Raw genomic sequence first — 12,748 nt, forward strand, 5'->3', positions numbered from 1 at the left:
GGTTTTGTGGGAGGAGGTTGCCTTGTCCGCCATTCGCCTGGCTGTCACCGTCGTGTCCGCAGCCATGACCATGAGCCGCCATCCGGCTGTCCGCGCCGGCATTCATGCCGTGGCCAACAATCCCAAGGCCCGCGAAGCCGCTGCCAATGCGACGCGCAGTGTCGCCTATAATGCCGGCGTCATCGCCCGCCATATTGTCGGTCGCCGCACTCCCTGATTCCCAAGTCTTACAAGGCCTTCCATGTCGCTCGACCTGAAGTCGCTCGTCCGCACGATTCCGGATTACCCCAAGCCGGGGATTCTGTTTCGTGACATCACCACGCTGATCGAGCATCCGGAAGGGTTCAAGGAAAGCGTTGAGCGGCTTGCGGAGGCCCATCGCGGGCTCGGCTTCACCCATGTCGCTGGTATCGAAGCGCGTGGCTTCATATTCGGGGCAGGCGTTGCCATTGCCCTGGGCGTGGGCTTTGTGCCGGTGCGCAAGCGCGGCAAGCTGCCGGGTACGACAATCGGCCAGAACTATGCGCTTGAGTATGGCGTCGACACGATCGAGATCCATGCCGACGTGCTGAACAACACCCATAAGGTGCTCATTGTCGACGATCTGATCGCCACGGGTGGTACGGCTATCGCGGCCGTAAGCCTGATCCGTCGCACGGGCGCCGCTTGCGATCACGCCGCTTTTGCCATCGACCTGCCGGACCTCGGCGGCGCTGACAAGCTGCGTGCGGAAAACGTCGGTGTTCACGCGCTGATGGCTTTCGAGGGGCACTAGCCCCTCGCCGGACGGGCCAATCGGCCTACCAGTTGTTTCTGCCGTCCATCTTTTCGATCTTCACCTTCGACCAGTCGAGCGAATCGACTGCGTTGAGGTTGATGGCAAAGCTGCGCTTGCTGGGCATGACGCCCGGCTCGCCTTTCGGGGTGCCGTCGGCATTGTAGGCGGATCCCCAGTCTGGCGAACTGCCCCAGGTGTGGATGCCGCAATTGGAGCAGAAGTGGTGCTGGTTTATGCCGTCGCTGGCGGAGTAGACCTTGTCTCCGTCAAGCGCGTTGAACTCCAGCTCACCCTCTTCGAAATAGGCCCAGACCGCGCCGGCCCTCTGGCAGAAGCTGCAATTGCAGCTTTTGATGTCGGTGGGCAGATAGGGCAGGGTGATACGCGTGGCGCCGCAATGGCAGGTTGCGATCAGCGACATGGGTTACTCCTCGAATTGGATGTCCCGATGTAGCGCGGAGCGCTGACAGGTCTTGTCAGCACCTCGCCGATCAGGCGGCAGCCATCGTCGTGATACGAGGATCGACGAGGCAGAACTGATTGCCTTCGGGGTCACGCATCACCGTATACGTGGGCAGGACCCGGTCCAGCGTCGCGCCAGCCTGCTTGAGTCGCTCCACGTCAGAACCGCGGTCGGTGGTCTCGATATCGAGATGCACGCGATTGTTGTCGTAGACGCGGCCATCGACGTTCTGGAAGCAGATCGAAGGGCCGGGGCCATCGACCATTACTGTCGTGTCCGTCTCTGGCGTCAGACCGAGGGCAGCAAGCCGGGCAATTTCGTCGGCGTCGTAGGGTCGCACATCGTAGCCATCGAGAAGTTCGGCCCAGAAACGAGCGAGAACGGCTGGCTTGTCGCAGTCGAAGACGATCTCGTGGATCACACCCATTTGTTCTTCTCCTTCGTCATTATGACAATTTTGCTATTGGGCAAATGCGGCAAGTTTAGAGCACTGCTTTGCTTGCTCGACCGTCGACTGCGTCCGAAGAGACGAAGCTATTGTTAGTGCTTGGAAAAGTGAGGCCGGCGTTTTCCACCGGCCTCGCCTGTTTTAGTGGTGGTGTTGGCCGCCCAGCAGCTTTTCGAGCGACGGCAGGCCGGTCTTTTTCGCCGGGGCCATCGACTTTACCGGCAGCTTCTGGGGCTGGGGTAGCTGCTGTCCGTGCCGCGGCACATTGTGCGCGTGGTTGATTGGCTGCGGACGCTGGAACTGATTTTTCGGCATGAGTCTATCCTTCCGGCCCGGGCTATTCCCCTCGGGCCAAGCAAGTGAAACGGCGCACGCCAAAAGGCGCGCGGATGCGGAAAAGCTAAGACGCCGAGGGGGCAGGGCAGAGGTAGACTAGGGAGAGATTTGGGCCGTCCGAAGATCGACCGCTGCCGCATGCGCCATCATGACTGGCCGGTCCCCGGTGCGGGGGTGCCAAGACAAGTCAGAAGCGTCAGGGGTGCGGTTTCAGATCATTTCTGGACAGGGCCTCCAAAGCGCGTTGCGCATGCAAATATACAAAAAAGAGGCGGCCCGGGTCAACCGGGTCGCCTCCATGCATTCAGATCGTGCCGATCAGGGCTCGAGATGGCCCTGCTTCGGGTCTTCCTGAGCGCTGATATTGGGCTCGTTGCGGGTCTTCCACAGCGAGAAGATAACGCCGCCCGCCAGGATCGCCAGCGTCACCAGCAGCGAGAGCAAGGTGTCGATGTGGATATGGAACGGCACCAGCGAGATCTTTATGCCGACCAGGACCAGGATGATCGCCAACGACGTCTGCAGGTAACGGAAGCGGTTCATCGCCGCGGCCAGCGCGAAGTAGAGCGAACGCAGGCCGAGGATGGCGAAGATGTTCGACGTGTAAACGATGAACGTGTCCTGCGTGACCGCGAAGACGGCCGGCACGGAGTCGACGGCAAAGATCAGGTCGACGATTTCGACCATGATCAGAGCGACGGCCAGCGGGGTCAGCCAGGTGACAAGCTTGCCGGTGGTCGGGTGTGCTTGCTTGACCGTGAATGACCGGCCATGCAGCTCCTTGGTGACGCGGAAGTGCTTGGAGATGAACTGGAAGACCTTGTTGTCTTCGAGGTGCGGTTCCTCATCCTGATGGCGGAACATGCGGATGCCGGTGAAGACCAGGAAGGCACCAAAGCCGAGCAGAATCCAGCTGAACTGGTTGACCAGAGCGGCGCCGACGCCAATGAGCACGGCGCGGAACAGGATCACGCCCAGAATGCCCCAGAACAGCACGCGGTGCTGGTAAAGGCGGGGAATGCCGAGGAAGCCGAAGATCGTGGCGATGACGAACATGTTGTCCATCGCCAGGCTCTGCTCCAGCAGATAGCCGGTGTAGAATTCTAGGCCCGCAGTGGCGCCACGTTGCCACCAGACCCAGGCGCCGAAGGCGAGGGCAATCAGGACGTAGAAGCCATAGAGCAGCAGGCTCTCCTTGGCTTCGATCTCGTGCTCATCCTTGTGCAGAATGCCGAGGTCGAAAACAAGCAGACCAATGACGATCGCAATGAACGCGATCCAGAAATAGACGGGGGTTCCGAGAAAATCGCCCGAAAGGGCGGCAAGAAGCGTTTCCATACGCCGGACCTTCTCCATGTAACGAGGTGGAGCAATTCCGACATCGCCATGGAGAACCCATGACCAGAGGGGCCCGGCATTGCCCCTCTAAATTGTGCAATCGGCGGAAAAGGTCAAGCCCCTACCTTTGGGAGTAGAGAGTGACACCATGAAATATGGAATTATTGGCGACCGAGGTTGACGCTCAGCGCGGCGTGCAGAGCATGACGATAGTGTCGGCCGTTTCAAGCTGCACCGCGACGCCGTTGACCGGGTCTTCGACCATGCGGGCGGCCTGAACGCCGAGATTGGCCTTGAGGTTGCCGTCGTTGAAACCGACGCCATCCTGGTAGGGCGTTACCGTGCCGGTGCCCGAATTAGGGTCGCCCATGGTGCGCGAGGCCCAGCCATAGACATTGCCGTAAATCGTCAGAATGCCGACGCGATTGGTCGTCGCGTCCCGGCAGGACCAATTGCCTTGGTAGACCTGCGCCATCGAGGGCAGGGTCAAGGCGGGGAACAGCAATAGTGCAAGGGCGAATCGGCGCATGAATGGAGAGTGCCGGTGCGTCCGCTGCCTTTCAAGTGCTCCGGCGCAGAAGCGGACCGATCACCGGCACTCTGGTGAGCGCCAGCAACACTTTCAATTTGAGCGGCATGGAATAGCCGCGCAGCTTGGAAAAACCCACGATTTCGGCGTGGTAGACCAGTTCGCCACGCTGATTGACTGCGGTCAGGCGGTTGAACAGCAGACCCCAGCCGGGCAGGGAATTGGACGGTCGCTTGCCGGTCACGATCAGTTCATAGGTGACGGTGTCGCCGGGACGCACCGGTGCCTTGAACTCCATTGAGTTGACGCCGGGCGAAGGGCCGGAGACGCCAGGCTCGTTGCCCTGGGCCTTGAGCCGGTCTGCTTCAGCATCAAGAGCGTCCACCATTTTGCGATGGCCGACGCTGACAGTGTGCCAGCCGCTCGCGACCAGCCCGCCGAAATGACTGTGCTTGGCCTGTTCCGGGTCGATGTGGAAATATTGGGGATCATAGAGCTTTCCGAAGCGGATGATTTCCGCCTCGGAAAAGGTGTGGTCGCCGAGGGGAAATGCTTCGTCGATGACGATGTCTTCAAACCAGCGGGTCATGCGGCGACCTCGCGGCATTCAACCAAATTGGAGAGCTGCATGGTCATGACGGGCTTATCCGCCTGATTGCGGATGTCGAAATCGAGCGTGACGATGCCCCATTGCGGATGGCTGCCGGAACGTCGGAGCGCGGCAATGGTCACGGTACCTCCGATGGTGTCCCCTGCCATGACAGGGTTTTTCCACTTGAGGTCCTGAAAACCCAGGCCGCCGGCAGAGGCGATCTTGCTCAGGAAGCTGTCGACCAGCATGCGCAGGCTGAGAGCGCCCGTTTGCCAGCCGCTCGAGGCGAGTCCTCCGAGAAGGCTGCTTTTCGCCGCGTCTTCGTCGACGTGGAAGGGCAGGGGATCGAACTCCCAGGCAAAGGTGAAGATCATTTCTTTGGTCACGGTCGTCTGGCCGAGGCTGATGACTTCGCCCACAACGAGATCCTCGAAATGCCTGAGATCTTGGGTGACAGGATTGGTCATTGTCTTTCCCTATACGTCAACGTGGTTTTCGCACGAGGACGGGTTGAGGGCAAGATGGCTGGCGGCTGGCCCTCGAACGGGTTTCAGACGCCGGCACTCATCGGGTATTGCCGCATCAGCAGATCACGGAATTCGGACTCGGGCATGGGAGCGCCGAAGAAATAGCCCTGGGCCTCGGTGCAGCCGGCACGGGTGATGATGTCAAGCTGCGCCTGGGTCTCGACGCCTTCCGCGGTCGTGGTCATCCGCAGATTGCGCCCGAGCGTTGCGATAGACTGGACGATGGAGAGACTGTCAGGCCGGTCGGCGAGATCGCGCACAAAACTCTGGTCGATCTTGAGCTTGTCGAATGGAAAGCGCTGCAGGTAGCTCAGCGAGGAATAGCCGGTGCCGAAGTCGTCGAGCGCGACAGTGAGCCCCAAAGCGCGCAACTGGTGCAGTGCCTCGAGATTGACGGCGTTGTTCTGCAAGAGAACCGACTCGGTGATTTCGAGTTCGAGCCGGCGGGCGTCGAGTTCGCTCGTCGCCAACACCGCCTTGACGATATCGACGAGGCCTGCCCCGCGGAACTGCACCGGCGAGAGGTTTACCGAAACGCGCACATGGTCGGGCCAGTGGAGGGCGTCCTGGCAAGCCTGCTGCAGCGCCCATTCGCCCAGAACCTCTATGGCGCCTGTCTCTTCGGCGAGAGGAATGAACTGGACCGGGGAAATCATACCGTGCTCGGGATGTCGCCAGCGCATCAGCGCTTCGCCAGACACGACGCGACCGGTGTCGAGGCGGACCAGCGGCTGGTAGTAGAGTTCGAATTGACCGAGCTTGATGCCGCCGCGCAGTTCCATTTCCAGATGGCGGCGGTTCTGCAGCGACTTTTCCATCTGGGGCGAGAAGAAACGGTAGGTGCCGGCGCCCTCGGCCTTTGCGCTATAGAGCGCAAGGTCGGCATTCTTCATCAGTTGATCGGTGTCTGTGCCATCGGTCGGCGCCATGGCGATGCCGACGCTGGTGCTGACGACGATCTCGTTGTCCTCGATGCGGTAGGGCTGGGCGATACTCGCAATGATGCGCTCGGCAAGCGCCTGCGAACTGTCCGCGGAGGTGTCGAGGCAATAGTGGAGCACGGCGAATTCATCGCCGCCGAGGCGCGCAACCATTTCGCGGGCGGAAGACGTGGCCCGCAGACGCTCGGCGACCTGGCGCAGCAGCGCGTCGCCAACAGGATGTCCAAGGGTGTCGTTGACTTCCTTGAACCGGTCGAGGTCGAGATAGAGGATGGCGAAGGGCTGGGCCCGCGTCGAGAGCCCTCGCACGGCTTGGCCGATGCTCTCCCAGAAGCGCAGACGGTTCGCCATGCCGGTCAGGTTGTCGTGGTGCGCCATGTGCACGATGCGGTTTTGCGCCCGGTGGCGTTCCGTTACGTCTTCGAACGTGCAGACCCAGCCGCCTTCGGCAGTCGGTTCGCGCGAGATTTCCAGCACCATGCCATTGGGCAGGTGGCGGGTGTGATTGTTGAGGAGGGCGAAGTCGGCATTGTCGCCCAACAAATCGTCCTCGTGATCCACGAGCAATTCTGCGTCGATCAGATCGCCGATGGCGGTGCCCGGCGTTACCCGGGCCGCGTTGAGGCCGAAAATGTCCAGAAAGCGCGGGTTGCAGACGATGACGCGATTATGCGAATCGAGGAGGCAGAGGCCAAGCGACATGGCATCGAGCGCGGCGTCAAAGCGGGCATTTTGCAGGGCCAGGGTCCGCTCCTTCTGCTTCAAAACCTCCTGCGCGCGGCCGAGGAGGCCATTGTGTAGCAGCAGCAAGGCGGTCAGGAAAACGCCGAAGACAATCATGCCGATGGCGACATAGGTGAAGGCCCATTGCAGGGTGAAAAGGCCCTGCCTGTCCGCCTCGATCCGCGCCACGTTCCACACATTGGCGTCGGTCGAAAGCCGCGCCAGCTTGGGGTAAATCGGCTCCAGAATGGCTAGGATTTTGGCTGGTGTGCCCGGCCGGTCCAGCTGGGCCAGCAAGGGGCGCGCCTCTTCCAGTGCTGCGTCGAGGGCGTCCAGAATCTGGCCTACACGCGGATCGGAGAGCGAGAAGTTCTCAACATCCTTGGTGCGCAGGGTCTTGAGGCGATTGACGACGATGTCGAAGCGCAGCTTGACTTCGTCGGCTGAAATATTGGGGTCGCCCGCCGCATAGGCGCTGACGCGCTGTTCGAGCCGGGCGAATTCGCTGGGAGCCTGAGCGACCATCCAGGTGACATTGCCCAGGCCAACACCTTCAAGGGCGGTCTGGCGCTGAAAGACCAGCGCAGAAATATAGATCGCCGAGGCTATGAAGCCCAGGATGACGACGGTCAGCGCTATGCGAAGGAACCGCATGGTGACGGCTTCATCCTATTTTTGCTGGCCTGCCCTCTCCCAGGGGCAGACGAGCCACTATTGAACCGTGATTTCCTTGACCTGCCAGACGGCCCGTCCGTAGTACGGCTGGCCCTGCAGAACCGGATTGGAATCAAAGGGATAGATCACAAAGAAGGGGCCCTGATCATCGACGGGCATGTACTCGCCATTGCGCTTGACCGCAAGGATGGTGCCGAACTCGTCGAAATCGGCAGTCGGGACATCGACGCTATAATCGTTGAGCGCGATGACGGTGGCGGTTTCGCCGGTGGCATTGGCCTTTTCCAGCAGCGCCTTGAGCGGCACGCCTTCGAAGTCCACAACGCCTTCGTTCCAGGGGGTGGTGGTCTTGATCGAGACCAGGCCCATGGCTTCGAGTTCGTTGCGATCGAGCGTGACCGATCCGGACGCGCTGCTGATCGTTACGGCCGGAACATCCTGCGCGAAAGTGGGCATGGCGAAAGCGAAGGCGGCGAGGGCGAGAGTGGGTATGAAGCGCATTGAGTTCATTGGCGTGCTCCTTTGCACATTCCTTCAGCTTGCGCCTTCAACTCTTAAGAGCGGTTAAGTTGCAAGGGATCGTGGTGGCAGGCTTAACAGGATGTCACCTCTATGCATCGGTTTGTCCGTAGTGAGGCAATGTTGAGGCGCGTGTACATGGCCTCAAAGGCTGGCTCGCCGCCCGGCAGCGCGGAACTCGAGCGGCGCCATATTTCGGTGTCGGCGCAAGACTTTAGCCATGTAGTTTCCATCAGCGAATCCGCTGGCTTCGGCAATGGCGGCGACTGACATTTCTGTCGCCAGCAGCAAGCGCTCGACCCGCTCGAGCCGTTTTTCGAGAACGTAGTCGGACGGCGCTATTCCCAGCGCTGCGGCGAAGCTGCGGACGAAGTGAGCCCGACTCATCTCAGCGATTCCCGCCAGCCGATCGACGGGAAGGGGCGAGGCGATGTTGGCTTCGACATGCGACACGACCCGGGCGATGCCGGCGGGCAGGGTTCGCTCGGGCGCCGGGCGGCTGCCGAAGACGGTGTCGTGGAGGCTGGACATGGCGGCGTAGGCGGCGGTGGAGGCAAGGCCCGGCGAGGGTTCGGGCATTTGCAGGAGGTCGAGGCAGGAGGCGGCGAGGCGGTCGATCTGGTGCCCGGTCGGTTCGAGCACCGGGCCGGCGCTCTCGAGGATTTCGCGGGCGAGGCGCAGGGCTTCGCGACCGTTGAGAAGCAGCCAGAAATATTCCCATTCGCCGCCGCGTTCGAGCCAGTAGCGGTGCGCGTGGGGCATGGTAACAAGCATTGTTTTTCCGGGGGTTAGCCGGTGTTTTGTGCCTCCATAATCAAGCCGGCCTTCGCCCAGGGTGGTGTGCTGGATGACGAGGAAAGGCGCGGTGCCGCGCTGCATGCCATCCCAAGAGTAGACCTCGTTGCGGCGCTGTTCATAGCCGGCGCTGACGCCCATACAATGGAGCGGAGCCGCGCTGCGCGGCAGGTTCAGCGAGCGGATGTCGTGGCCGTGGTCGAGAAGTTGGGAGAGCACAAAATTACCCATGAACGCACAAGCTTTCTCTACACCACCTGGTTCGCGCGGGCTACCTATTGCTAACAGACTGCTACCGCTGAGCGGTGCGTGGGAGGGAATATGTCATTCAAGGTTACGGTGATCGGCGCGGGTTCGGTCGGCTTCACCAAAACGCTCATTTCGGACCTGCTGAAGGTGCCGGAGTTCGCCGATGTCGAGTTTGCGCTCACGGACATCAATCCGCACAATCTCGACATGGTGCGCCAGATCATCGAGACCATCGTGTCGGTGAACAAGCTGCCGGCCAAGGTGACCGCGACGACTGATCGTCGCGAGGCGCTGACGGGCGCGCGCTATATCATGAGCTGCGTGCGTGTCGGCGGGCTCGAGGCCTTTGCGACCGATATTTCCATTCCGCTCAAGTATGGCGTCGACCAGTGCGTGGGTGACACCATCTGTGCCGGTGGCATTCTCTACGGCCAGCGCAACATTCCGGTGATCCTCGACTTCTGCAAGGACATCCGCGAAGTCGCCGAGCCGGGCGCGCTGTTCCTCAATTATGCCAACCCGATGGCGATGAACACCTGGGCGGCCGACCTCTATGGTGGGGTCAATGTCGTCGGTCTCTGCCACGGCGTGCAGCATGGCGCGCATCAGATCGCCGAGGTGCTTGGCGTCAAGGATAGCGAGCTCGACTATGTCTGCTCGGGGATCAATCACCAGACCTGGTATATCGATATCCGCGCCAAGGGCCGGAAGATCGAAAAGGAAGAGCTGATTGCCGGTTTTGAACGGCACCCTGTCTATTCCAAGACCGAGAAGGTCCGCATCGACGTGCTGAAGCGGTTTGGGGTCTATTCGACGGAGTCGAATGGGCATCTGTCCGAATACCTGCCTTGGTATCGGAAGCGTCCGGACGAGATCAATCGCTGGATCGACATGAGCGACTGGATCCACGGCGAGACCGGTGGGTATCTGCGCTATTCGACCGAGCGCCGGAACTGGTTCGAGACCGATTTCCCGATGTTCAAGGAGCAGGCCAACAAGCCGCTTTCCGAACACAAGCGGACCAGCGAACACGCCAGCTACATCATCGAGGCGCTGGAAACGGGCCGGGCCTATCGCGGCCACTTCAACCGCCGCAACAACGGCATCATCACCAACCTGCCGGATGACGCGATCATCGAAAGCCCGGGCTATGTCGATCGCTTCGGTATCAACATGATCGAAGGCATCACCCTGCCGACGGCCTGCGCGGCGACGTGCTCGGTTTCGGTGTCGGTGCAGCGGCTTTCGGTCGAGGCGGCGATGACTGGCAATCTCGATACTCTGAAGCTGGCCGTGCTGCATGATCCGCTGGTTGGTGCCATCTGCACGCCAGACGAAGTGTGGGCCATGGTCGACGAAATGGTTGTCGCCCAGGCGCAGTGGTTGCCGCAATATGCCGATGCCGTGCCGGCGGCGAAGGAACGCATTGCCAAGTCGACGGTGAAGACCCGCGACTGGGAAGGCGCTGCACGCAAGAAGGTTCGCTCGGTCGAAGAACTGCGCGAGATGAGCGGCGCGCACCACTGATCCTTTTCAAGTTTGACGCGACCTCCCAAGCGTCATCTCTGGCCCCGGCGAAAGCTGGGGCCGTTTTCTTTGGGTGGCGGATTTCGGGGGAAGAAGTCCGGATTTCACAGGAGTGCTTGCCGCGGACGTTGGCGGCAAATAGCGTGGTCGTGGGGAGGACTAACGCATGGCGAAGCCAGCACATTTTGTCATTGTGGGTGGGGGGACGGCCGGCTGGATCGCGGCGTTCATCATTCAGGATGAGGCGCGGCGGCGCGGGTTCGATTTCAAGATTTCGGTGGTCGAGAGTTCGCGCATTCCCACGGTCGGCGTGGGGGAGGCGACGACGGCTGCGTTCCGGGTGCTGCTGAAGCATTTTGGGATCGACGAGTTCGAGTTTTTCCGCAAGACCGATGCCAGCTTCAAGCTCGGCATTCGGCACGAGGACTGGCGGCGGAAGGGCTATACTTATTACGGGCCGATCGATGATCCGCATCAGGTGGTGCAGGCGCCGCCAGGGGCGCCTTCGGACTACTTGAATGTCTACGCGGTGGCGGCGGGCAGGGCGGTGCAAGAGATGCACATGTTCCAGCCGCTCTTGGAACAGAAGAAGGCGCCTTATGCGCTGAAGCCGGACGGCTCGCTGATCCCGCTCGGGCCTTTTCACCACGCCTATCATTTCGATCAGGCGCTGGTGGGGAAGTTCTTTGCCAGCAAATCCAAGGGCGTCGACAAGGTCGATGCGCTGGTGGCGGGCGTCGAGCGGAACGGTGAGACGGGGGATATTTCGGCGCTGGTGCTCGATGACAATTCTCGGCTCGAGGGCGATTTCTTCATCGACGCGACGGGGTTTCGCAAGCAGATCATCGTCAAGGCGCTGGAAGCGCCGTGGAAGTCATACGCGCATGAGCTGCCGGTCAATCGGGCGCTGCCGTTTTGGGTGGACCTGAAAGAGGGCGAGGAACTGGCGACCTATACGCGGGCCTGGGCGCAGAGTTCGGGCTGGATGTGGCAGATCCCGACGCGGCAGCGCTATGGCTGCGGATATGTCTACTCCGATGAATTTACGACGCCGGAGCAGGCCAAGGAGGAGGTCGAGCGGGTGCTGGGGCATCCGATCGAGGTGCGGAGCGATATTCGCTTCCAGATCGGGCGGTTGGAAAAGGCGTGGATTGGCAATTGCGTAGCGGTGGGGCTGAGTTCGAGTTTTCTGGAGCCGCTGGAATCCACGTCGATCCATGGTACCATCGTGCAGATGATGCTGTTTGCGCAGCGCTATATGGATGAGCCGGGCAAGATCACGGAGAAGGCGCGGGACGACTATAATGCGCGGGTGGGGCGGCAGGTCGATGATTTCCGGACCTTTGTGAATACGCACTACATGACCGAGCGGGACGACACGCCGTTCTGGCGCGAGGTGCGGGCCAATCGCATTCATCGCGAGACGAAGGAGAGGCTGGCGCGCTGGCAGAAGGAGATGCCGCGCAATGAGCATTTTCCGAATTATCTCGGCGGGCTGCCGCATATCGAGACGCAGTTGCACTATCCGGTGCTCAACGGGCTTGGGCTGCTTGACCAGAACCTGGCGCGCAAGGAAATGGAGGCCGATCCGAAACTGCGGCGCTTTGCGCAGCAGGCGTTTGATGGGCTGGTGAAGGAATATCGGGCGGCGGCCCAGCAGGCGCTGGGGCACCGGGAATTCCTCGAAATCGTGCAGGGTATGAGTTGAGCGACTGGACTGCTTTTATTCTCGCCGTGCTTGGTCTGTTGGCTACGCCGGGGCCGACGAACACGCTCATGGCGGCGAGTGGGGCGCAGCGCGGGGTGCGGAAGTCGCTGCATTTGCTGGCTGGGGAGCTGGGCGGCTATGCGATTGCGATAACGGTGTGGATCGAAATCGTCGGGGCGGTGGCGGCGAAGGAGCCGATGGTTGCGGTGATCGCCAAGCTGGTGGCCGTGACGTTTCTCTACTGGTCGGCCTGGAAGCTTTGGCGCAATGCGGGGCATGCGGATCTGGGGCAGCGGGGGATTACGCTGGGCCGGGTTTTCGTGACGACGCTGCTCAATCCCAAGGCGCTGGTTTTTGCGTTTGCGATCTTTCCGACGATCGGGTTTGTCGAGCGGCTGCCTTATGACGGCGTGTTTGCGCTGCTGGTTGTGATGACGGCGGTGGGGTGGATGATGCTGGGGGCGCTGGCGCAGCGGGGGTCGGCGGGGCTGCTGACATCGGCGCGGGTGGAGCAGATTACGGCGGTGGCGCTGGTGGTGTTTGCGACGGTTTTGGCGGTGCAGACGCTGAGCTAGTGGGCGAAGCCCCACCTCTCCCTTG

Annotated in this window: 15 protein-coding genes; 5 read left to right on the top strand and 10 right to left on the bottom strand. The window is 61.2% G+C overall.

Features of this window, described 5'->3' with window-relative positions; genetic code table 11:
- On the top strand, positions 1 to 217 hold a 217-nt coding region (locus ABW043_RS17145; protein ID WP_353922411.1), incomplete at its 5' end, for a hypothetical protein.
- Between the two features lie 24 nt (positions 218 to 241).
- Entirely contained in the window at positions 242 to 775 is a 534-nt protein-coding gene (locus ABW043_RS17150; protein WP_353922412.1) for an adenine phosphoribosyltransferase, read from the top strand.
- A gap of 25 nt (positions 776 to 800) precedes the next feature.
- Here the strand turns inward: ABW043_RS17150 and ABW043_RS17155 are convergent, their stop codons facing one another.
- From ABW043_RS17155 to ABW043_RS17200, 10 genes are all read right to left on the bottom strand, one after another.
- Positions 801 to 1,199, bottom strand: a complete 399-nt coding sequence (locus ABW043_RS17155) for a GFA family protein (protein ID WP_353922413.1) — start codon at positions 1,197 to 1,199, stop codon at positions 801 to 803.
- A 70-nt stretch (positions 1,200 to 1,269) separates the two neighbouring features.
- Positions 1,270 to 1,668, bottom strand: a complete 399-nt coding sequence (locus tag ABW043_RS17160) for a VOC family protein (RefSeq protein ID WP_353922414.1) — start codon at positions 1,666 to 1,668, stop codon at positions 1,270 to 1,272.
- 162 nt (positions 1,669 to 1,830) lie between these two features.
- Positions 1,831 to 2,004 (bottom strand): hypothetical protein, encoded by a 174-nt coding sequence (locus ABW043_RS17165; RefSeq protein WP_353922415.1) that lies wholly within the window; start codon positions 2,002 to 2,004, stop codon positions 1,831 to 1,833.
- Positions 2,005 to 2,343: 339 nt separating this feature from the next.
- A complete protein-coding gene (locus tag ABW043_RS17170; protein ID WP_353922416.1) occupies positions 2,344 to 3,363 on the bottom strand; it encodes a TerC family protein in 1,020 nt (339 codons plus the stop codon).
- 184 nt (positions 3,364 to 3,547) lie between these two features.
- On the bottom strand, positions 3,548 to 3,892 hold the full coding sequence (locus ABW043_RS17175) for a hypothetical protein (RefSeq protein WP_353922417.1): 345 nt from the start codon (positions 3,890 to 3,892) through the stop codon (positions 3,548 to 3,550).
- 31 nt (positions 3,893 to 3,923) lie between these two features.
- Positions 3,924 to 4,481 (bottom strand): MaoC family dehydratase, encoded by a 558-nt coding sequence (locus tag ABW043_RS17180; protein WP_353922418.1) that lies wholly within the window; start codon positions 4,479 to 4,481, stop codon positions 3,924 to 3,926.
- The gene (locus ABW043_RS17185; protein ID WP_353922419.1) at positions 4,478 to 4,903 is read right to left on the bottom strand and encodes a MaoC family dehydratase; all 426 of its coding nucleotides are present in this window, start codon (positions 4,901 to 4,903) and stop codon (positions 4,478 to 4,480) included. The genes ABW043_RS17180 and ABW043_RS17185 overlap by 4 nt, the downstream gene beginning before the upstream one ends.
- A 131-nt stretch (positions 4,904 to 5,034) precedes the next feature.
- Positions 5,035 to 7,329 carry a putative bifunctional diguanylate cyclase/phosphodiesterase gene (locus ABW043_RS17190; protein ID WP_353922420.1) on the bottom strand — a complete coding sequence of 765 codons (2,295 nt, stop codon included), beginning with the start codon at positions 7,327 to 7,329 and terminating at the stop codon, positions 5,035 to 5,037.
- 57 nt (positions 7,330 to 7,386) lie between these two features.
- Positions 7,387 to 7,860: a putative pterin-binding protein gene (locus ABW043_RS17195; RefSeq protein ID WP_353922421.1), complete on the bottom strand. Its 474-nt coding sequence runs from the start codon at positions 7,858 to 7,860 to the stop codon at positions 7,387 to 7,389.
- Between the two features lie 153 nt (positions 7,861 to 8,013).
- Positions 8,014 to 8,895, bottom strand: coding sequence for an AraC family transcriptional regulator (locus ABW043_RS17200; protein ID WP_353922422.1), 882 nt, complete (start codon positions 8,893 to 8,895; stop codon positions 8,014 to 8,016).
- Between the two features lie 90 nt (positions 8,896 to 8,985).
- Here ABW043_RS17200 and ABW043_RS17205 point away from each other — a divergent pair, with 90 nt between their 5' ends.
- From ABW043_RS17205 to ABW043_RS17215, 3 genes are all read left to right on the top strand, one after another.
- Positions 8,986 to 10,440, top strand: coding sequence for an alpha-glucosidase/alpha-galactosidase (locus ABW043_RS17205; RefSeq protein ID WP_353922423.1), 1,455 nt, complete (start codon positions 8,986 to 8,988; stop codon positions 10,438 to 10,440).
- A 166-nt stretch (positions 10,441 to 10,606) separates the two neighbouring features.
- The gene (locus ABW043_RS17210; protein ID WP_353922424.1) at positions 10,607 to 12,148 is read left to right on the top strand and encodes a tryptophan halogenase family protein; all 1,542 of its coding nucleotides are present in this window, start codon (positions 10,607 to 10,609) and stop codon (positions 12,146 to 12,148) included.
- Positions 12,145 to 12,723 carry a LysE family translocator gene (locus tag ABW043_RS17215; protein ID WP_353922425.1) on the top strand — a complete coding sequence of 193 codons (579 nt, stop codon included), beginning with the start codon at positions 12,145 to 12,147 and terminating at the stop codon, positions 12,721 to 12,723. The genes ABW043_RS17210 and ABW043_RS17215 overlap by 4 nt, the downstream gene beginning before the upstream one ends.
- Positions 12,724 to 12,748 lie beyond the last annotated feature (25 nt).

This window comes from Devosia sp., from assembly GCF_040509215.1.
Taxonomy (GTDB): Bacteria; Pseudomonadota; Alphaproteobacteria; order Rhizobiales; family Devosiaceae; genus Devosia.